General features: G+C 56.0%; 28 protein-coding genes. 17 read left to right on the plus strand and 11 right to left on the minus strand.

The window, feature by feature from the left end; genetic code table 11:
- Positions 1 to 102 precede the first annotated feature (102 nt).
- Positions 103 to 1,194 carry a DNA-methyltransferase gene (locus ACW55A_RS03530; protein WP_498810839.1) on the minus strand — a complete coding sequence of 364 codons (1,092 nt, stop codon included), beginning with the start codon at positions 1,192 to 1,194 and terminating at the stop codon, positions 103 to 105.
- A gap of 95 nt (positions 1,195 to 1,289) precedes the next feature.
- On the opposite strand from ACW55A_RS03530, the gene ACW55A_RS03535 reads away from it, so the two are divergent.
- Both ACW55A_RS03535 and ACW55A_RS03540 read left to right on the plus strand, forming a co-directional pair.
- The gene (locus ACW55A_RS03535) at positions 1,290 to 1,487 is read left to right on the plus strand and encodes a hypothetical protein (protein WP_044309823.1); all 198 of its coding nucleotides are present in this window, start codon (positions 1,290 to 1,292) and stop codon (positions 1,485 to 1,487) included.
- A gap of 376 nt (positions 1,488 to 1,863) precedes the next feature.
- Complete coding sequence (locus ACW55A_RS03540) at positions 1,864 to 2,193, plus strand: hypothetical protein (RefSeq protein WP_044295079.1); 330 nt, start codon at positions 1,864 to 1,866, stop codon at positions 2,191 to 2,193.
- 43 nt (positions 2,194 to 2,236) lie between these two features.
- Here ACW55A_RS03540 and ACW55A_RS03545 read toward each other — a convergent pair whose 3' ends face one another.
- The 5 genes from ACW55A_RS03545 to ACW55A_RS03565 form a co-directional block, all read right to left on the minus strand.
- A complete protein-coding gene (locus ACW55A_RS03545; RefSeq protein ID WP_498810837.1) occupies positions 2,237 to 3,052 on the minus strand; it encodes a YfdQ family protein in 816 nt (271 codons plus the stop codon).
- A gap of 40 nt (positions 3,053 to 3,092) precedes the next feature.
- Entirely contained in the window at positions 3,093 to 3,446 is a 354-nt protein-coding gene (locus ACW55A_RS03550; RefSeq protein WP_016567829.1) for a YfdP family phage-associated protein, read from the minus strand.
- Positions 3,447 to 3,534: 88 nt separating this feature from the next.
- Positions 3,535 to 4,122: a hypothetical protein gene (locus tag ACW55A_RS03555; RefSeq protein ID WP_498810836.1), complete on the minus strand. Its 588-nt coding sequence runs from the start codon at positions 4,120 to 4,122 to the stop codon at positions 3,535 to 3,537.
- Entirely contained in the window at positions 4,122 to 4,460 is a 339-nt protein-coding gene (locus ACW55A_RS03560) for a hypothetical protein (protein WP_498810835.1), read from the minus strand. Before ACW55A_RS03560 ends, ACW55A_RS03555 begins: the two co-directional genes overlap by 1 nt.
- A gap of 439 nt (positions 4,461 to 4,899) precedes the next feature.
- Positions 4,900 to 5,301, minus strand: a complete 402-nt coding sequence (locus ACW55A_RS03565) for a LuxR C-terminal-related transcriptional regulator (RefSeq protein WP_498810834.1) — start codon at positions 5,299 to 5,301, stop codon at positions 4,900 to 4,902.
- A 634-nt stretch (positions 5,302 to 5,935) separates the two neighbouring features.
- Between ACW55A_RS03565 and ACW55A_RS03570 the strand changes: the two genes are divergently transcribed.
- Together ACW55A_RS03570 and ACW55A_RS03575 are read left to right on the plus strand one after the other, a co-directional pair.
- Positions 5,936 to 6,544 carry a hypothetical protein gene (locus ACW55A_RS03570; protein ID WP_053480312.1) on the plus strand — a complete coding sequence of 203 codons (609 nt, stop codon included), beginning with the start codon at positions 5,936 to 5,938 and terminating at the stop codon, positions 6,542 to 6,544.
- A gap of 167 nt (positions 6,545 to 6,711) precedes the next feature.
- Complete coding sequence (locus ACW55A_RS03575; RefSeq protein ID WP_016980610.1) at positions 6,712 to 6,975, plus strand: DUF1652 domain-containing protein; 264 nt, start codon at positions 6,712 to 6,714, stop codon at positions 6,973 to 6,975.
- Positions 6,976 to 7,009: 34 nt separating this feature from the next.
- On the opposite strand, the gene ACW55A_RS03580 is transcribed toward ACW55A_RS03575, so the two are convergent.
- Genes ACW55A_RS03580 through ACW55A_RS03595 form a run of 4 tightly spaced genes read right to left on the minus strand, consistent with a single transcriptional unit; the run spans position 7,010 to position 9,680 of the window.
- Positions 7,010 to 7,852, minus strand: coding sequence for a DUF3037 domain-containing protein (locus ACW55A_RS03580; RefSeq protein ID WP_005753605.1), 843 nt, complete (start codon positions 7,850 to 7,852; stop codon positions 7,010 to 7,012).
- On the minus strand, positions 7,849 to 8,592 hold the full coding sequence (locus tag ACW55A_RS03585) for a HipA family kinase (protein ID WP_005753607.1): 744 nt from the start codon (positions 8,590 to 8,592) through the stop codon (positions 7,849 to 7,851). The genes ACW55A_RS03580 and ACW55A_RS03585 overlap by 4 nt, the downstream gene beginning before the upstream one ends.
- Before the next feature lie 41 nt (positions 8,593 to 8,633).
- Positions 8,634 to 8,882 (minus strand): hypothetical protein, encoded by a 249-nt coding sequence (locus ACW55A_RS03590; protein ID WP_498810833.1) that lies wholly within the window; start codon positions 8,880 to 8,882, stop codon positions 8,634 to 8,636.
- Positions 8,883 to 8,927: 45 nt separating this feature from the next.
- Positions 8,928 to 9,680 (minus strand): LexA family protein, encoded by a 753-nt coding sequence (locus ACW55A_RS03595; protein WP_498810831.1) that lies wholly within the window; start codon positions 9,678 to 9,680, stop codon positions 8,928 to 8,930.
- Between the two features lie 38 nt (positions 9,681 to 9,718).
- Between ACW55A_RS03595 and ACW55A_RS03600 the strand changes: the two genes are divergently transcribed.
- From ACW55A_RS03600 to ACW55A_RS03645, 10 genes are all read left to right on the plus strand, one after another.
- The gene (locus tag ACW55A_RS03600) at positions 9,719 to 9,958 is read left to right on the plus strand and encodes a helix-turn-helix domain-containing protein (protein WP_003364215.1); all 240 of its coding nucleotides are present in this window, start codon (positions 9,719 to 9,721) and stop codon (positions 9,956 to 9,958) included.
- 140 nt (positions 9,959 to 10,098) lie between these two features.
- A complete protein-coding gene (locus ACW55A_RS03605) occupies positions 10,099 to 10,851 on the plus strand; it encodes a Rha family transcriptional regulator (RefSeq protein ID WP_498810830.1) in 753 nt (250 codons plus the stop codon).
- Complete coding sequence (locus tag ACW55A_RS03610) at positions 10,848 to 11,636, plus strand: helix-turn-helix domain-containing protein (protein ID WP_498810829.1); 789 nt, start codon at positions 10,848 to 10,850, stop codon at positions 11,634 to 11,636. The genes ACW55A_RS03605 and ACW55A_RS03610 overlap by 4 nt, the downstream gene beginning before the upstream one ends.
- Complete coding sequence (locus ACW55A_RS03615) at positions 11,633 to 12,304, plus strand: replication protein P (RefSeq protein WP_498810828.1); 672 nt, start codon at positions 11,633 to 11,635, stop codon at positions 12,302 to 12,304. Before ACW55A_RS03610 ends, ACW55A_RS03615 begins: the two co-directional genes overlap by 4 nt.
- Positions 12,301 to 12,597, plus strand: a complete 297-nt coding sequence (locus ACW55A_RS03620) for a DUF1364 domain-containing protein (protein WP_024641911.1) — start codon at positions 12,301 to 12,303, stop codon at positions 12,595 to 12,597. The genes ACW55A_RS03615 and ACW55A_RS03620 overlap by 4 nt, the downstream gene beginning before the upstream one ends.
- Positions 12,594 to 12,782: a DUF1382 family protein gene (locus tag ACW55A_RS03625; protein WP_498810827.1), complete on the plus strand. Its 189-nt coding sequence runs from the start codon at positions 12,594 to 12,596 to the stop codon at positions 12,780 to 12,782. The genes ACW55A_RS03620 and ACW55A_RS03625 overlap by 4 nt, the downstream gene beginning before the upstream one ends.
- Positions 12,779 to 13,144, plus strand: coding sequence for a phage protein NinX family protein (locus ACW55A_RS03630; RefSeq protein WP_498810826.1), 366 nt, complete (start codon positions 12,779 to 12,781; stop codon positions 13,142 to 13,144). The genes ACW55A_RS03625 and ACW55A_RS03630 overlap by 4 nt, the downstream gene beginning before the upstream one ends.
- Positions 13,141 to 13,344, plus strand: coding sequence for a hypothetical protein (locus tag ACW55A_RS03635; protein WP_498810824.1), 204 nt, complete (start codon positions 13,141 to 13,143; stop codon positions 13,342 to 13,344). The genes ACW55A_RS03630 and ACW55A_RS03635 overlap by 4 nt, the downstream gene beginning before the upstream one ends.
- Positions 13,341 to 13,772, plus strand: a complete 432-nt coding sequence (locus ACW55A_RS03640; RefSeq protein WP_498810823.1) for a VRR-NUC domain-containing protein — start codon at positions 13,341 to 13,343, stop codon at positions 13,770 to 13,772. The genes ACW55A_RS03635 and ACW55A_RS03640 overlap by 4 nt, the downstream gene beginning before the upstream one ends.
- Entirely contained in the window at positions 13,769 to 14,410 is a 642-nt protein-coding gene (locus ACW55A_RS03645) for a hypothetical protein (protein WP_498810822.1), read from the plus strand. The genes ACW55A_RS03640 and ACW55A_RS03645 overlap by 4 nt, the downstream gene beginning before the upstream one ends.
- A 74-nt stretch (positions 14,411 to 14,484) precedes the next feature.
- Here the strand turns inward: ACW55A_RS03645 and ACW55A_RS03650 are convergent, their stop codons facing one another.
- The gene (locus ACW55A_RS03650; protein ID WP_012723149.1) at positions 14,485 to 15,525 is read right to left on the minus strand and encodes a hypothetical protein; all 1,041 of its coding nucleotides are present in this window, start codon (positions 15,523 to 15,525) and stop codon (positions 14,485 to 14,487) included.
- A gap of 112 nt (positions 15,526 to 15,637) precedes the next feature.
- Here ACW55A_RS03650 and ACW55A_RS03655 point away from each other — a divergent pair, with 112 nt between their 5' ends.
- The 3 genes from ACW55A_RS03655 to istB all read left to right on the plus strand — a co-directional run bounded on the left by ACW55A_RS03655 (position 15,638) and on the right by istB (position 18,437).
- Entirely contained in the window at positions 15,638 to 15,901 is a 264-nt protein-coding gene (locus tag ACW55A_RS03655) for a hypothetical protein (protein ID WP_012723150.1), read from the plus strand.
- Positions 15,902 to 16,140: 239 nt separating this feature from the next.
- Positions 16,141 to 17,691, plus strand: coding sequence for an IS21 family transposase (gene istA / locus ACW55A_RS03660; protein WP_032657045.1), 1,551 nt, complete (start codon positions 16,141 to 16,143; stop codon positions 17,689 to 17,691).
- Positions 17,688 to 18,437, plus strand: coding sequence for an IS21-like element helper ATPase IstB (gene istB, locus ACW55A_RS03665; RefSeq protein ID WP_012723152.1), 750 nt, complete (start codon positions 17,688 to 17,690; stop codon positions 18,435 to 18,437). Before istA ends, istB begins: the two co-directional genes overlap by 4 nt.
- Positions 18,438 to 18,583 lie beyond the last annotated feature (146 nt).

Below are 18,583 nucleotides of genomic sequence, written 5' to 3' on the forward strand. Positions count from 1 at the left end.
ACCGGAAAAGCTGACAACCGTCGTCCCGGACATTTTGTAGGGAGACATGGGGATTCCTCGCCGGGGTGGCGTGAGTCATTGAAGTGAGAAGGGGGTTCCGGTTTAAGCGGCCGGTACCGAGTCGCGAAACACGTCCATTTGCGCAGCGCCATCCAGCCAGGCCGCGTCGATGCGAGCACGGGCCAGCGCCGCATACTCTGGGTTCAACTCGCAGATGATCGACCGGCGACCTTCCTGCATTGAAACCAGCGACGTAGTACCGGCACCGCCGAATGGGTCCAGCACCACGCCGCCGCGCGGTGCACCGGCCAAGATGCAGGGCCTGATCAGGTCGGGTGGGAAGGTAGCGAAGTGGGCGCCCTTATAACCCACAGTGGGAACTGACCAGACGGAGCGCTTGTTCCGTACATCCAGTGGGTAATCGCTGTCATCCCGATCAGGTCTATGGGTCCCGACTGTTTGTCCGGGAATTGCCTGCTCCCGCTTCGAGTATTCCCGCTTGAAGCTGTCCCGCCTGCTGCGCACTGCTTTCATCGGCCCATTGGTTTTGCCTGGTACTCGATCACTTCCCGCTTGATCTTCAACGTTCTGAGCTAGGCGGGCGATAGAGCTTGCTGCCACCGGTTCCTTTATGGCGTCCTGGTCGTAGAAGTACTGCCTCGATTTGCTGAGCAGGAACAGGTATTCGTGAGCTTTCGTGCAACGGTCGCGCGTCGACTCCGGCATAGGGTTTGGCTTGTGCCAGATGATGTCCTGCCGCAGATACCAGCCGTCGTCCTGCAGCGCGAAGGCTAGGCGCCAGGGCATGCCCATCAAGTCTTTCGGCTTGTACTCGGCATGTGTTGTCGCTTTCGACTTGCGCTGGCTCGCCATTACCTGGCGCTGGCTGATCGTCGAGACACCGACGCCCATGTCGTCTCGGCCATGCGCGCCCCAGCTACCGGCGTAGCTATCTCCCATGTTCACCCAGATCGTGCCGTCAGCACGAAGTACCCGGCGAACTTCGCGGAACACGTCTACCAGGCGGGCGATGAACTCGGCCGGGGTTTCCTCAAGGCCTATCTGGCCTTCTACGCCATAGTCACGCAGACCGTAGTAGGGCGGGCTGGTCACGCACGTATGCACGCTTTCATCTGGCAGCGTGCGCATCATGTCGATGCAGTCGCCTACCAGTATCTGGTGGAGCTGGCTCATATCGAATTCCAGGCATGCGCCTGCCGAGGCGTTCAGCGCAATAGGTGAGTTAAGTGATTTGAGCTACGCTTCTGCGCTCACATCGAGGAATAGTCATGAGCGAAGATCGTGTAGAGGCGCTTGAACTGGCGCTGAAATACTTGGTTATTGTGATGAGAGAGCGCGGCGTCGATCTGAAACAAGTGAACGGCGCCGTGGCAGAAAGGCTGTTGCAGTCGCCAGAGCGAAAGTATCTGGCGGCTCAGGCAGTTCTCGCTATTGAGGCGGCCGCCGCTGGCGCAGACGACACATAGCAGATCAGGCCAAACTCTGCGGCCACCTCGAATATCTGATTGAACGCGAGTCCGTCATCCTCAAGCGAATCGCCGTGCTCTGCGTCAAATCCCCATACCAACTTTCGGAGTGATTCACACCCGAGGCAAAGCTTGGCCGCGTAGAAATCACCATCCCACTTGCCAGCAAACCCGACATACCGCTCCTTTGGGGCGATGGGGCGGCAACAACTATCGCAGCGCTGATGCTTTCTCGCAGTCGTTACACGCTGAACTTCAAATGAATCGGTCATAGATCGCTCCATGCATGCGCCGCCCTCCGTGTCCGGTGGTGGCAAATTGGTTGGGGGTGAGCTATAGATGATCACCGGCATGGAGCCGGATAAAGGGGCGATAGATGACCGTTGTTAAGTTCGACCAAATCAAAAGCGTTAACTTAGATAATGTTCGTCAGATTCTCGTGATCGACGAAGCCAATAAATTTCATGGGCCGCTAGAGATATGGGCTGTTCGTACCTTGGGAGCGTTGGTTAGTTCTGACTCTTCGGGTACTACTGAGCGCCGAGAACAACTGCTGGTTGAAGTCGATGGAGAGGTGACGCCGGAGAAGCTCGCGGCAATAATGAAAATCTTAAAGGCGCGCGAGACTCCACCGGCTGATAATGGATTTATCTCAATTCATCAATGGGAGAAATGGGGTTTTCGAGCGGATATTTACCCCGGATAAGCTGGTATTTTGTTCGATACCCCTACGTGGTGCGGCTAAGCGATCAATTAGGACTGAACGTGCCTAATGCCAGCTTGGCTGCTTCGCCGACTTTAGCATCTAGAACCGATTTGAACTCTTGCGCGATCTCTTCGCGCTGCACGTCCTCGCCGACCCAGCGCAGTTTCAGCACCGGCTGTGCGCCGCTGGTGATAACCGAGATTCGTAGGATGATCTCGCGCATCTGAAGGCCTTCAAACGGCACGGCCGAGAAGATCAGCGAAGTGGGCAATGTTTCCTTGCTGGTTGCCTCGATGGCATCCATTGCGCTGCGGCTGGCGCGTGTCTCGCTGACGGTGTGATCGCTTTCCGAAGATGCCTTAACCGTGATGGTTCGCACGGCGGCGATGGCCTTGGCTAGAGGGATGTTCTGCAGCTCATCACCGACCGCCGACAGCGTGCTGTGCCAGTCTTCAATCCAGTCGCTCATATCCTTCTGCGACATGGCCCGGCCACTGATCGCCTGCACGGCCTGATAGGCAGCGGTAGGCTTGAGCTTCAGCACGGCGCGATCATCTGCATGGCCCGGCACTTCCTCGTTGCCCAGGTTGAACAGCACCGAACAGGTCATTTCGTCCTGATTGATGAAGCCTTTTGCGTCGGCGACTGCCCGGTCGGAAACGTATTTGGCGAAGTCCGCCAGGGAGTTGGTGGAGAACGTGCCACGGAAGCGGCTGCGGCCTGCGCCGAATTGCTCAAGGTTCACGATCTTCGCGCCTTCGGGCAGCACGATGGTTGGCGTGACGGTGTTCAGCTCTTTGCCGTCTGCGATCAGCGCGGTGTCAGTGATCAGTTGAATTGCTTCTTTCGTGAGGGACATTTGTCAGCTCTCTTTGAGGATGAAGGGTTGTTGCGATTGATCAGGTGCGAGGCTTGACCGGTGCTTGGTCGCGTTCGAACAGCTGGCCAGGGTGCGGAGCTTCAGCGAACAGCGTTACTTGGCCGCCGGTGCCGACGTTCATCGGTGTATCAAGTGCGGTGTTCTCGCTCCGGGTACCGCGCTTGGTCGGCACCTTGTAGTCGAGCTTGTGTTTGATTTTCACCATGTGGGAATCGCCGATCTGGCTCATATCCAGGGTGATGACCAGCTTCCCGGCCTTGCCATGCTCGACAACGCCCGAGGCGACTTCGGAAATTGCGTAACCGATCTGGCTGGCGAAAGCGCCGCCATTCAGCTCGTTCAGAAATTCGGTTGTATCGGTAGGGGTGGACATGGGGTTTTCTCCGGGGGCTTGATTCCACTGGGTGGGATGTTGAGTTGAAGAGGGCGGCGGCGATGGTTGGCGCGGGACTGCAAACGCCTCATTTCGGGCTTGGCCCTTGCAGCGGGTAGTCGATGTTGAATTCACGAATCAGCCGATTGATCATCGTGTTACTCAGTCCGAGCTCGACGACGGCGGCCTTCTGCGATATGCCTCGGTCGCGGGCGGCTTTGATCCGAACCACGTTCAATGCGTCAGCCGCCGGATCATGTTGATAAGGAATGAGGTTCGACGCCGGGCTGAACGCTTTGTATTCGAAGCCGTGCACGCGGGCCATTTTCCGAAGCCTGTAGATGCTCAGGCCGGTTTCGCGCATGACATCGGTGATCGTCATCGTCTCGGCAAGCCTGCGGACGACTTCCACCTGCTCGGCGCGGGCGTGGCACCTGTCTTGAATAGCGTCTTTCGGCGCCGCTGCGCGGAGAGCTTCCTTGGTTCGGTGCTTAGGTGCTGGCGGGCGAACGGGCGCAGGAGTCATCCGCCCGTACTGCTTTGGCTTGGGCTTCGACGGAAAGCCTTTTTTTGTTTCGATCACGCCGCCGCGCTTGAGGAATGCAGCCACCTCAGCTTCGAGGGCGGCGGACCGCTTTTTGTTGCGCTGAATCGTGCTCAGCTCTGGACTGATCATCAGCTGGCACCGTAAAGGGCGAACAACGCGAGGCCGGTGGCGATCACAGCAGTCCAGCGCAGCATGTGAGTGGCGAACGACCGTTGACGTACAGGCTGGGTTTCCAGTTGATCAGCGGCCTTGCAAGCCGCGCTGTGCCCGCGATGCACGCCGCGCACATTGCCGGTCGAGCGCTCGACGATGCCGAACTCGTTATTGCCGTTCGGCACGACCGTGAAGCGCGGCAGACCTGCCGGGTTCTTGCGGCCGACCTTGTCGTAAAACTCGGCAGTGGAAAGGTTGCAGCGCTGGCGCAGGCCTTCGAGGATTGCACGACGCTGGCTGATTGTCTGATGCATATGAGGCTCCTTAACCGCATTGGCCAGATGCCAGGCACGGGTGACCAAACCCTGCCGTGAGACTGGCCTGGCACCTGCCGATGCGGTCGTTTGATTTAGGGGGGAGGGTGATGCAGGGGGCCGATTTAACGGTTTGAACTCATCCGCATCGGAGATTGATCGGAACACCAGGGCGCTACCCCTGCTTGATTCCCGCCGCGTTTCAGGTATTGGCCGACAGATTCGGCTCAGGACTTTTCCGGGGCTTTGCGATCCTAGCGCTGCAGCCCGCTTGGGCACGCTCCGATCAATCTCCGATGCGGACTGGTCTGCGTTGAAGCGTTCCAGGCGATCGGGAAGGTCTCCAACCTTCAGACGGGGACTCTGATTATTTATATTGCCGTAGGCCCGCGAAGCGGCAATTTCTGTCTGGCTTTCGCCATGTTCCTTGGTGCAGCTATCAGCAGATCGCCGCCACTGGCCGAAGCTTGTCCGAACCCTTACGGCTGATCTTCTGTTCGTACCCGCCCCGGCGTGACTCGGGGGCTCTGCGCTCGCGCCTCATCGATTCGTCGCCCAGCACTGCGTGCAGAACGATCACCGACATGAGCAACAGGCAGAGCGGGGAAATGATCTGGCGGCGCATGGCCTCCGCGATCATCGCTGTCTGGCGATTCACGCCGAGCTTGAACATGGCGACCGACAGCCGCTTAACGACCGTGCCCGGCGCGATGCCGAACGTGCGGGCGATTTCCTTGGCTGTGCAGCCTTGGGCGGCTGACAACAAAAACTGCAACTCTCGCGGCGCAAGACCACGGCCGAGGTGGCCTCTCCATGCCCCACATACGATGGTGGTGTCCATTACGTTTTACTCGGTGGTTGTCATCCCAAAGCACCCGGCAAGCCAGTTGCTTTGGTGATGATGTGCACCGCGACCCGCTACTGGCGTCGGTCGCGGCTTGCTGCGTTAGCGATGTTGGTCAGTTGCCCGCTGTTGATTGCAGGGCTAACCGGTCGTTTTCATAGGTTGGCGGTGAGCTTCCTCCCCAGGGCGTCAATCAACATCTGTATCTGTTCGCCGTGGATCACAGGTCCCTACAACATGCACGCTGCAGCTCGTTTGCCCGGTTAGGTGGGCAGGGTGCATGAGGTCCGGCACCCCTCATAACCAAGGCTCGGGGTGCTAATTCAGTTATTACTTTGGTGATGCGGTACAGCGGGTGATTCCGTTCTCTGTAAAGAGCTTCGTCCAGTCGGTCCCGTTATCCGGGGCTGGGAGACCACTTCGCTGATCCCGTGCTATCTGGCTGCTTCACCAGTCTTGTGTCGCTGCGGTTAATCGCTGCGGTAGGCAGAATATGAACCATAAGTTCATATTGGGTCAAGTACCAAAAGTACATAATTTTCATGTGGGCGCAAAAAAACCGCTTGGTGGCGGGCCCTGAGGATTAAGGGCTCTCTGTTACAATCTACCCACTCAAATTTTGGAGCTGGAAATGAAACGGATTATCGCCTTGTCTGTGTTCGCTTTTGCCCTTGGCGGATGCGCCTCTGGGGCTGTATGGAAAGCCACTGGCAGCACTGACGAATTCACAGACAAGACCACCATGATGGTGACAACCGGGGACTTTTCTGCAGGTAGCAGCATCATTACAAGCACGCTGAAATTCTATCCGGTCGTGCGAAAAGAGGGCGGGCAGGTATATGTAGGTGTCATGTCTGGCGGTAGGTTCAAGATCCCGGTAGGCACAGTGCAGCTGCGGATAGATCAAAACGAAGCATGGACTATCACGCCCCAGGAGACGCCAGTTAGCCTAATGCCTGCTGCACCGCAGTATGTTCTGAACCTGCCCCCCGAACAGGCTGCCATCGTTAAAAACGCACAAGAGCAGGCCATGATCAATGCCACACAGATGATGAGCCCATACACCATCGCGGGCGGTGATAAGGCCAAGAAGATTCTCAAGCAGATGCTTGCTGGGAAGGTTCTCAAGTACCGAACTGTAGGAATTAATCAGGCGGCGTCGACAACTGGCGAGGTCGCGCTCGATCCTTCTCTGGCCGAATCGCTAAGGCTGGCAGGGATAGACGCGGCGTCGCTGTAGTTGTGGCAGCAAAGTCCGCTCAGTGGTGAGCAAGGTCAGATCAGTAAGGGGTGTCACGCGGTGCCAGGAGTGTGTTGGGCATAACGCCAGCACTATCCGATTCTCGACTACACTCGGCCCAACGTAGGCCTCAGGAATTCTCCTGGCTTGCAACCAGGATGGACCGAATGAATTCCCCAATGGACCTGAGGCCTTGCATAGAGGCAGCGTTTTTGCCGTTGAAGTGCGTGTGCGTGATCGCACCTGACGCGTCAATGACGATCCAGGTGTTCGACACGAGCAGCGAGGCGGAGGGGTTCACAGTCACAGGCATCGATACTGCGGCACTGGTGACGATCCGGGACATCGTCGGGCTTGTACTTGAGGTGAAAGGGGAGATGAGGCTGAGGCGGCTGGCGTCTGATCGGCAGCAGAGGGCGTGCAAGGGGTAGAACGAAAAAGCCCGGCGCTGGGGCCGGGCTTTAGCTACGCTATCTCAGCCGAGGCGGGAATGCCCTCCTTAATGAGGCTCACCATACTTGCTCGATCTTCTTCTGCGCTGATAACGCGAACCTCTGGAAATGCACTCAACTCCGTCGAAACCTCTTTATAAGCCTTAAACAGCTTCGGCTTGCCAGCGATTGGAGGGCCTGCGACAAACAAAGTATCAGGCGGCAGTTGGCCCTTTGCACTCAAACGTCGCACTCTTGATATCCATGCATCACCGTGCTCATAAATTTTTCCGGATTCTTCGTGGCCGAGGTGCAATGGTTTGATTGCCTGCACAGGCTTGCCGCCTTGAATGAGTACAAAGGGAAATTTAACTGGATAATCCGCTGAGCCCAGCTTTCGGTCCACGTAATGTTGTTTCAGATTAACGTCAGCCAAAAGCCTGCCTAACTGCTTCTCGAGAGCTACTTCTTGGTACTCTTTTGTTGCAAAGCTATGCTTCACATAGTGGTCAAATAAAGCTTTCAGCGCTTGGTCTGAAGTTGCCGCAACCACTGATCCTGGCTCACTGAATCGCATCATCGTTTCCCGTGGATGCACCAGGTGACTGAACGTTGCTGCGAGAGCCTGACGATCGGACCTGTGATTTGTGAAAAATCCACTGAGCCTGGCAAGCTCAGCGTGCACTTCCTTCCGCGCCCTGATAAAAATCTTTGCGTCAAGGCTCGGGAAAAATGTCGTTACGCGCTGGCGCTTTGTCTCTACAGCGAAACGAAAATCACCATTATTTGCAAATAAAACTATCCCAATATTTACAAACTCACCCGTCTCTGGGTAAGGGAGAAACCTCAAAATCGAGTAGTTACATATGATTCTCATAGGGCCCCCCAGAATCGCTCTTCCTTGAACATCTGCAGAATTTCTAGCCGACTTGCTAGCGTTGGCTCTGTCAGGTCGACGAGGTCTGCATCCCTGTAGAGCCAGTCATCCGTCAAAAAGGCGATGATCGTATCCCAGTTCGACAGTGCCTTGCTTAAAATCTCAGTGTATTCCTGACGAACGAGGTAGTCCCTAAAATCTTTGCGACAATCGCAAAATACGTGCTCTTCAAGAAATTCTTTTGGATTGAATGAGTTATGAAAGGCCATATTGTGATCTATGACAGCCAGCTCGCCACGACTGTCCAAAATTAGGTTTACGTTCCCACCCATTGGCCCGAGAATTCGGTCACCGTTTTGCACCCACCAATCAAAAAGCAGAACCTTCCTCATAAGGTCCCTTGGGGTGGATTTCAGATGAGCTATGCTGAAATCTACAGCGCTTTCGACCGCTTGCGATGCAAAAGCCAATCCTCCTTCTAGATCTGACACGTTCGGAACCACGCTGAAATCGATCAGGTCTTGTGGTACGACCATCTTTTTCCATGGCGGAATGGGCAGCCCGAGAAATTTGCCTAGTTCTGCGCTGAGCAGTTCGGATATGAGCGCCGGACCACCTGATTTGGAAACCCCTTTTACAAAGTATGTTTCCCCATCGTCTGCACGAATAATGAAGGGCTTGATGGATATTCCCTGATGGCTTTGGCGAACAATTTCTACAGCTGTTACTAAGTCCGACATAGCCGCACTGTCCCTGAGCTAAATTTAAAGGCGAAACCTTCTCAGCCTTGCGGCTGTGTTTGCTTTCGGATAATGATCCCCGCTTTCACCTCGTCCACATACCGAGCCAGCTTGTCCTCGCCAGCATGGAAAACCGTGATCATCTTGAATATGGCTTGGGCATCAGCCTCTTTGCCCATCAGGCTCAATCGTTCCGCGATCCGCATCAGCTCAACGGCTGACCATTTGAAGTCGGAAGCGAGGCCCTGCAGGTCGCGCGCCAGATTTTGGTTCGGTTTTGTCAGTCCCATGCCTAATACCCCTAACAATTCCCGCCGCCAAGTTATCCAGACCCGTCACGCAAATTTCGTCAGCGACCTGACAACAACCCCAATAATCCTGCAGTCATCCGAGCACTGCACCGTCGGATAGGCCGAGTTCAGCGGCTTCAGGTATCTGACGCCGCCGTCCTCTACCAGCTTCTTGAACGTCGCCTCGTTGCTGCCGGCCAGCTTCGCGATCACCAGCTTGCCTGGGCGCACGTCTGCGTGGGTATCCACAAGGATCTGCGAGCCCTCTGGAATAGAAGGGGCAGTAGGAGCCGTCATAGAGTCCCCTTTGACCTCCAGCCAGAAAGCTGGGCCCTTGGCCTGGTAGTCAGATACGTCGTATTCATCAGCAGCACCTGGCGCGTAAGGCTCAACCGCTTCCGACCATCCGCCGGCAGCGACCCAGCTCACTACGGGGTAGCGGTACATCTGCGCAGGCTGATGAATCATGGCGACGTTTGACGGCTCGCTGGCAGCTGCTTTGCGATCGACTGAAGCCTCATCAGCACCGTTTTGAAGCCAGCCAAGGGGCGTATTCAACCCCTCAGACAGCGCCCTCATCTTTGCAGGGCCTGGAATCGCCTCTCCGTTCAGCCATTTACTGGCCGCTTTAGGCGTGACCCCTGTCATTTTTGAAAGGCGTACACCCGCGCCCCACGTTTCGACGTGGTTATCTGCCAGCGCTTTCTTTAAGCGAGCCGCAAAAGCAGCTCTTAAATCTTCTATCTGAACCATAGGTTCAGTTTTGCACGCGCTTGCATGTACTTTCAGTTCCGACATAATATGTACTGTAAGTTCATATTTGACCCGGAGGCCACATGAGCCCGCTAAAGAAATCGATTGATGACGCCGGCGGCGTTCCGTTGGTGGCCTTGGCTTGCGGGAAGACCCCGCGTGCCGTTTACAAATGGCTCACCGCCGAATGCCTGCCACGTACCGAGTACACCGGCGAAACGCGTTACGCCGAGCGAATCTCAGCGCTCGCAGCGGCTAGAGGAAAGCCTTTTGAGGCCGCTTGGCTTCTCGCCGAAGCGCATCCGAACAAGTCAGCGGCGTGACGGCAATTATCCGCGCAGGCGGGAAGGGCAGGTAGTACAGCGGATGGGCTGTTGATTCATCCAGTACCAAATTTCAGGCAAAAAAAAGCCGGTGGCTAGACCGGCTTCTTCAACAACAAACAACGTGAGGTAGCTGGATTATGCACACCACACCAGGCCCATGCAAGACCGGCCATGATGCCGCCCCCGGATATGGCGAGCACCAAGCCCTGACGCGTAAGTTAATGTCGTCGCGTGAAATTGCAGAACTGACGGGCAAGCAGCACAAGAACGTGAAACGCGACGTCGCCGCCATGCTCGCAGAGTTGAAAATAGGTGCGCTCAATTTTGAGCACACCTATCTGGACGGTCAGAACCGTAAGCAGACCGAGTACCTCCTTGATCGCGAGCACACTGATTGCTTGCTCACCGGGTACAGCGCCGAGCTGCGAATGAAGGTGATCTTGCGCTGGCGGGAGTTGGAGGGTCAGCTGATCGGACGACTGCGTATACCGACTTCATTCGCCGAAGCTCTGCGGCTCGCTGCCGACCAGGTCGAACAGAACCGGAAATTGCAATTCGTCATCGACAAACAGGCCCCGAAGGTCGCAGCCATCAATCGCCTGGCCAGCGCCGGCGGTGCCATCTGCATCACCGATGCTGCCAAGCAGCTGCAACTTGCCCCGTCAGTGCTGTTTGCGTGGCTGCACCAGCACCGATGGATATTCCGGCGAAGTGGCTCTGGTCGGTGGACTGCTTACCAACCCCGCATCACAACTGGCTTGATGGTGCACAAGATCACTGCGCTCAAGCCCGATCCAGAAACAGGCGCAGACCGCGCTGCATTTGATCCTCTCATCACAACCAAAGGCTTGGCATTGCTGGCTGAACAAAATATTGGAGCGTCTTCGTGAGCGTTCAGGCAATGGCGTGGGCGCTACAAATCCCGCGCACAACTCTTTCCGATTCAAGCGCCCGGCACGTGCTGCTGTGCCTGGCGAACTACGCCGGTACTGACGGACGCGGGGCGTTCCCTTCGGCCACGACCCTGAGTGAAGACACTGGCCTTTCCGAGCGCACCGTTCGATCCAAGCTTGAGCTATTGCGGGCGTCTGAACTGATCGTTCCAGGCAATCAGGCGCTGGCCGCCGTGTACATCGAACGTCATGACCGACGCCCAGTCGTCTATGACTTGCCGATAAAGCGGGGTGCAAATCCTGCACCCCGCACTGAACGGGGTGCAGATGACGGCACGGGGTGCAAATTACAGCAGAACGGGGTGCAGAATTCGGCAGAACGGGGTGCGAAATCTGCACCCAATACGTCACTTAACCATCAATTAACCGAACAGCGGCCGCGCGAGATTTCGGCCGTAATCGATGAGCAGGACAAGCAGGCCCTGGAGTCGACCGATGATCGCAAGCGCTTCGCCATGTTCGCCGACTGGACACCGGATAGCCGCTACCTGATCGCCCAGGCTCAGATCGCTGGCGTGAAGCCTACCGATATCTCTGACGCGCTGATCCGAAGCTTCATCGGCTGGTTTGTGGCCAAGCAGAACGCCGTGGACACGTCCGCCGGTTGGTGTAACCGCTTGGTGGGCTGGTACGTGAAAGAACGCGCCAAGGGGAATTTGCCGGAGTCGGAGGAAGGTGCCGACGCAAACGGTGACTGGACGTCGAAGGGGGTGATCCTGTGAACGGTCCTGTACGCGCTGGATATCTTGTCGAGAAACGCAAGACGGACCCGACCTACAGCGGAGTACCCGCCGTTGCGGTCGAGATCGACCCGGCTACCCGCAAGGTGATCGACGAATTGTTTCTGAGGCTTCGAGGCGCTTGCGGCGCATGGCGGCAATCCTGGCCGACCAAAGAGGTGATGAACGCCGCGAAACTGGAGTGGCTGGCAGAGTTCATGCGCTCCGGGATCAACTCAATGGATCAGCTGCGCCACGGCATGCGCATGGTCAGCGCGAGCAAATCGGCATTCGTGCCCGCGCCGGGCGTGTTCGTTAGCTGGTGTTTTGCTCCGGAAGGTCTTGGCCTACCCTGCGTTGAGATCGCGTATTCCCAAGCTCTGCGCAACTCGCACCCAGGCATGGAAGGGCGCGGTAAGTGGTTTCATCCGGCGATCTACCACGCAACGGCTGCCGCTGGATTTATGAGCTTGCAGACTCTTCCTCGCGAGCTGGGCATTGCCCGGTTTGAGCAAAAGTATTCGGAGCAGTGCCGCAAGATTTGGCGGGGCGAAGAGTTGCCGCCTGTACCGGTTGCGCAACTTGCAGCGCCGGGCAAATCAATCACCCCCGAGGTGGGGAACCAAGCATTGGCCGAACTCCGCGCCAGGCGCAGCGGAGACACGCAATGAGCAAACTCACCAACGCAGCTCGGGACCGCGAATGCCAGATCCGTTACCCAGGCTGCTCGAGCGAATGCTCGACCACGGTGCTGGCCCATTACCGGCTCGCCGGGACTTGCGGTATTGGCATCAAGCCAAACGATCTGCAGGCCGCCTGGGCGTGTGCGTACTGCCATGACATCGCCGATGGCCGCCTGCGCGCTCCGGCGGTGCTGAGCCGTAACGAAGTCCGCCTGTTCCACGCCGAGGGGGTCATGCGTACTCAGGACGCGCTAATTCGTGAAGGGAAGGTGAAGCCATGAACCGCGCAAACCCAGCTCAACTGCGCCAGACGCTGGAAGTGGCCCGCGCCTTCACCAAGGCCGGCATCCGATTCGTATGCATGCCAGTGGTAGACGAGTCCGACGGCATGAACCTGAACAGTCAGGCCCAGCAGCGCCTTGAGCGCATGAACTTGATCGCGGAATCAGCGGAGAGACTGGCATGAGCGAATTCGTAGAAGTGAAGATACAAGACCTAACCGGTGCGGCTTTGGACTGGGCTGTGGCGAAAGCCGAGATTTCGCCAATGGAAATGCCTCCAAAAGACCGAGTCTGGAGTAAGTATTGCGCGACCTACTCGCCATCCACCGACTGGAGCCAGGGCGGGCCGCTGATCGAGAAGTACGCCGTTACCTTGACACCCTTTGCCATCAGCTTCGGTGGCTCACCGTCGTATTGGCTTGTTCAGCCCTGGGATCAGCACTGCCTTCCTGTGGACGGCCCAACACCACTCATCGCGGCCTGCCGCGCCATCGCCGCCTCGGTACTTGGGGAAACCGTAAGCGTGCCGAGGGAGCTGCTGTCATGAGTAAAACAACATTCTCAGGCATGGACATAAAGTTGATTCGATCCGACATCCTCCCGGCACGAACCATGGTTGTAAGCCCCGACCTTTACGACCAAATAGCAAACAACGGGGAGGCTGCGAATAAAGCGCATGCAGAGTTTCTGGCCAAGACCGAAGACTTTGCTCGGTTGGTGAAGGCGGCGAAGGCGGTGAAGCCATGAAGCCCGCCGAAATGACGTTGTTCAAACCGAAGCGCGCTCGCGCCAAGTCCGTCGACCGTGAAGGCTTGGAGCAGGCCGCGTTGCTGCGCGAGCTCAAGCTGCGTATGCCCTTGGTGGCGGCTCTGATCTACCACGTTCCCAACGGTGGCCACCGGCACAAGCTGGTTGCGATCAAGCTGAAAGAGCAGGGTGTGCGCGCCGGTGTGCCAGATCTTGTGCTTCCGATGGCCCGCGGTGGGTACTTCGGCCTGTACATCGAATTTAAGGCCACGCCGCCGAATGATGCCGCTGTCTCGGGCAGCCAGTACGAGTGGATACGTCAGCTCAACCTGCAAGGCTATCTGGCGATCATCTGCCGTGGTCACTTCGACGCGATGGAGCAAATCCGCGCATACCTCCGACTTCCTCAGACTGTGGTGGCCGCATGAGCCAGACCCTGCTTACTTCGTTCTCGGATGCGGAAATCCGCCGGCAGGCAGCGAATTCAGAAGTGCGCGACCTGCGCGATGCTCGCTATCCGGGCGTCTACTTCCGGTTTCATCAGAATCGTGAGCGCGGCACCTGGCACCTGGTGGTGGGCAAGAAGTGGGAGAAAATCGCCGGCTTCCCAGAGCTACCTGTGAAAGGCCTGATCAACGCTCTGCCGAAGATCCGGGAGCGCCTTGCGACTGACCCGAAAGCTTCTGCCGCTGCCGGCACGCTGCAGACCGTTGGCCAGTTGCTGGAGTGGTTCATGGTACGCCAGTCCACCGAGCGCAGCCTGTCGGCAAAGCGCCGCGCCACGAATACCTCAATCATCACCTGCCACCTCAAGCCGCGCCTGTCCGAACTGCTCATTGCCGATGTGGACCGGTCCACCTTGGACAAGCTGGTGATGTGGCCCATGCAGGCCGAAATGTCACTCTCCTACGTCCGGCTGATGTGGGGCGTGCTGGTGGTCGCTTTCCGCCAGGCCGAAAAGCTTCGTCTGATCGCCCAGAACCCGGTTGCCGGTTTCAAGTTCACCGATTTCACCAAGGCCTGGGAAATTGCAACCCATTTGACCAGCCATTTGCATTCGACTTGACCAGTCGTTTGCATCGGAAGTGACCAGGCATTTGCATTGGACTTGACCACTCGCCTAGCGAGTCATTTGAAAGGCTAAAGCAGCGGTACTGGTGGCACTGTCTGTGGCGCGCCATCGATGATGCACATCCATCCCCAAGTTCTCAGTGCCGACGTCTTCTTAAACTCCTCGACCAGCTCGGCCGCAATTTCCCCTATGTCCGTCCGCAACTCGAACTGAGGGCGCATTGCGTGCAAAACGTCAATTCCCATGTCCCCGGCAAGCAGCTTGCACATCAGCTTATTACGAAGCTTCCAAGGTAGGGCTTTTCCGCGCCTTTCCGGATGCTGGTAAACCATGGTGTTCAAATGCGCCGACGCGTGGATGTAGTCAGCGCTGCTCATCCAGATATGCAGATGGGCAGGCACTCCAAGGGGTAGGACGTTGAACACGAGCCAATCGATTAGGCCAACGGCAACACCGCGCGCTTGAAGCTCCATTGCCAGCATCAGAAGTACTTTGTGCAAGGTGCCTGCTGCCTTGATAGCAACGGTTTTTCGACCTAGGAGATCTGCTTCGACCACTATCGCGATCAACGCAGCGAGGGCATCCAAGCTTGCCCTGCGTTCGAGTTTTTCGAGTAGAACTTGAGTGATTGGTTCGCGCTGAACACTGTCCCAAATCATGTTGCTGGTGCTGCGATAAAGCACCAGTTGGACATCGGTATTTAACGCACGGAAGTAGCTGTCGAAGCTGATTTTCTGTTGCCGGGAGATCAGCTTCATCAAAGTCCATATGGGATGATTCAGGTCGCGGGACGATCCAGGTGCTAGCAGTTCCACCCTACTCAAGGTCTTGGCCTTGGGGGAGATCATTTTCTGTTCGTACCTAGACCACTTGCTTCGGTAATGCCGGATCGTGCCATTCGTATTTCTTCGAAATGACTCTTTTTCGAAATACAGCTCAAGGGCATAGGCAGTTTTGAGGCCTGTCCGCTGCCTCAGTCCTTCGAACCAGTAGCCCACTGCGAGCATTTCCACTGTGTTGCTTCGGGGGCGGCTATTTTCCGGAATTTGTTCGCGCAAGCTGCCTGCGAACTCCGAATAAATGTTTGCAATTCTCTTAAAATCAGACACTTAAAAATCCCCGAACGATCTTTGTACCGTAAAAAATGTAGAAGTCTTACGGCTGGAGCGCAAGGGGGCGGTTTATTACTATCAACTGTGACCAAACCGGACATTAAGTGCGATGCGCGAGCCCCTTGAAATCCAATTTCTGTCATTCGAATTAGAGCTCGACCTCAAACAGCGATATGGCCTGATGGTGGGTGGCAGCGCGCTGTGGAGAGAGTTGGGTTACACATCGTACGACGCGTTTCGTAAAGCTAAACAGCGAGGGACAATTGAGGTGCCGCTATTTGAAGTGCCTAATCGTCGGGGGTTCTTTGCTCTGTCCAAAGAGGTCGCTTGGTGGATTGCTACGCAGCGCTGCGCACGGCAGCAGGCCGTATGAACTAAGCATATGAGGAGTATCACAATGAGATCAGGATAGGAGCTAGCCGGTGGATTTGGAGCACAAAAAAGCCCAGGGGTGGAGCCCTAGGCTTTTTTGATGGTGTTAGGTTTCAGCCCTACGCGCCGTCATTCTGTGTTCCCTCGCGTTCGGCGTCAAGTCGATCACATTCCGTTTGTCTGCAATTTTCACACGGCGCGACCTGTGAGGTGTTCACACACCTGTCGCGAGGAGAACATATGAGGCTGCCAATAAGTACGCAGCGCGAGGTGCTACGCCTTACGAGCGACCCCAAGCTGTCGAATAGGGCTATTGGCCTATTAGCCAAAGTGTCCCATAACACTGTTCGCACCATTCGGGATCAGTTGGCACAGTGTGGACAAAGCTGGGAAGAACTGAAGCACCTTGACGACAAAGCGCTGGCGGAGCGTCTGCATACCCAGCCAAAAGTCTCATCTCAAAGGAAGGCTTACCCGTCATGGCCTGCCATCCATGAACAGCTAAAACTTCCTGACATCACCTTGGAACTCCTATGGCAAGAGTTTCGTACAAGCGAGCCAGAAGGCGTGTCTTATGCTCAGTTCACACGGATTTATCGTGAATGGGTCAATAGGCAAAAGCTGAGCATGCGACAGACTCACCTCCCCGGAGACAAGTGCTTCGTGGACTTTTGTGGCAGGACAATGCCTGTGACCAACCCGGATACTGGAGCAATCAGCCAAGCTCAGGTGTTCGTGGCAACGCTAGGTGCCTCGGGATACATTTTTGCCACCGCCGTGAGAAGTCAAACGATCCCAGACTGGCTCAGATGCAACATTCTGGCCCTGGAGTTCTTCGACGGGGTTCCACGGTTCGTTGTGCCTGATAATTTGAAGTCAGCAGTGACGAAAAACACGAGAGATGTGGTGACCCTAAATCGTGCCTACGCCGAGTTTTCTGAGCACTACGGATTTCAAATTTACCCCGCCAGACCGCGTAAACCGCAAGACAAGTCGCTAGGTGAGATTGCTGTTCAACTGGTACAAAGATTCGTTCTCGCAAGGCTGAGAGCGAGCACCTTTTTTTCCTTAGAAGAGCTCAACGAGAAAATCAGCTACTGGGTTGATGAGCTAAACAGTCGAATCACTCGAACGTACCCTAAGAGCCGAACCAGCCGCTTCCTTGAGCTTGACTATCCAGCCCTCAAGCCGCTCCCAGAACATAAGTACAGCTACAGCAAGTGGGTGTATCAGGTTAGGGTAGGCAGCGACTACCACGTACAATTTGAAGAGCACAGCTACTCGGTTCCTTACCACTTCGCGAATCTTCTTGTCGATTTGCGCGTGCGAGACGATTGGCTCGAAATCATTCATCAGCGCCGTCTCATCGGCTCGCACAAGCTCAATCGTCAGCGGGGCACTAGCACTCTCAAAGAGCACTTGGCCCCGAATCACAGATATTTCCAGGACTCCCAGCCGGAAGCTCTGATTGTCTGGGCTGAGACTATTGGGCCGGAAACGCTCCGTTTCGTGAAGGACAACCTCAACCTGCGGAAAGATTTCTCGACCGGTTTGAAGGTCGTTGTTGGCCTGAAACGTGACGTTCGCAAAGGGGCAATCACACCGTCACGCCTTGAGTCCGCGTGCGGCTATGCGAATAGCTTGAACATCCTAAGTTCTGAGCGGCTGCGTTCGATCCTTCGGAACGAATCTGACCTGCGCCCCAACTACCGAAGATCCGCCCCCTTGGTCGAACACGCCAACATACGTGGTGCTGAATACTACGCCTCACAGGGAGATGAGCCGCTATGAAGTCAATCCTCGATACTGCCCAAAACCTTATGTCTCTTGGTCTGCACGGGATGGCAGCAGCCTACGAGCGTCAGCTTGAAACACCGGCGCTGCTGAAAGAACCATTCGAAACAAGGCTTGGTTTAATGATGGATGCCGAAAATAGCGAGCGTGAGAGCAGAAAGGTTGGACGTTTGCTAAAGAACGCAAGGCTTCGTGAGAATGAAGCCACAATAGACAGCATTGAATTCAAGGCGTCTCGAGGCATAGACCGCAATACGGTCATGTCCCTTGGTGAGTGCGAGTGGTTAGCGCGACGTCAGAATGTGATCATCACGGGCGCTACGGGCACTGGCAAAACCTGGCTCGCTTGCGCACTCGGAAACCAAGCCTGCCGCCTTGGGCGAGCGACGCTGTATCGCACTGCCACGAAGCTTTTTGAAGAAATCTCACTTTCTTACGCTGACCACACCACGCCTAAACTACGTCGGCATTTGATCCGCGCAGAATTATTAGTCATAGATGATTTGGGCATCGGTGGCATTGACGCCCAGTTGGGCCCGTTCCTCCTGGACGTTATCGACGAGCAGTCACAGAACGGCTCATTGTTGATTACAAGTCAGTACCCTAAAGAAAAATGGTATGACCTGTTCTCCGACCCCACGATTGCCGATGCAATTCTTGACCGTATCGTTCACAAGTCCCACGTTATAGAACTGAAAGGCGAATCAATGCGAAGGATCAAAAGTCGCAAACGGTTGCAATAGGATCCGGTGTTTATCCAGGTGGGCAATACGAATGCAATTGGTCAAATTGAATGCAAGCAGTTGGTCAAATGCAACGCAATCACCTGTTTTTTCAATAATGTATAATTGGCGGGATTAAGATTTTTGCTATGCTCTTTGAATCATCC

Source organism: Plantibacter cousiniae (nom. nud.) (genome assembly GCF_977070315.1).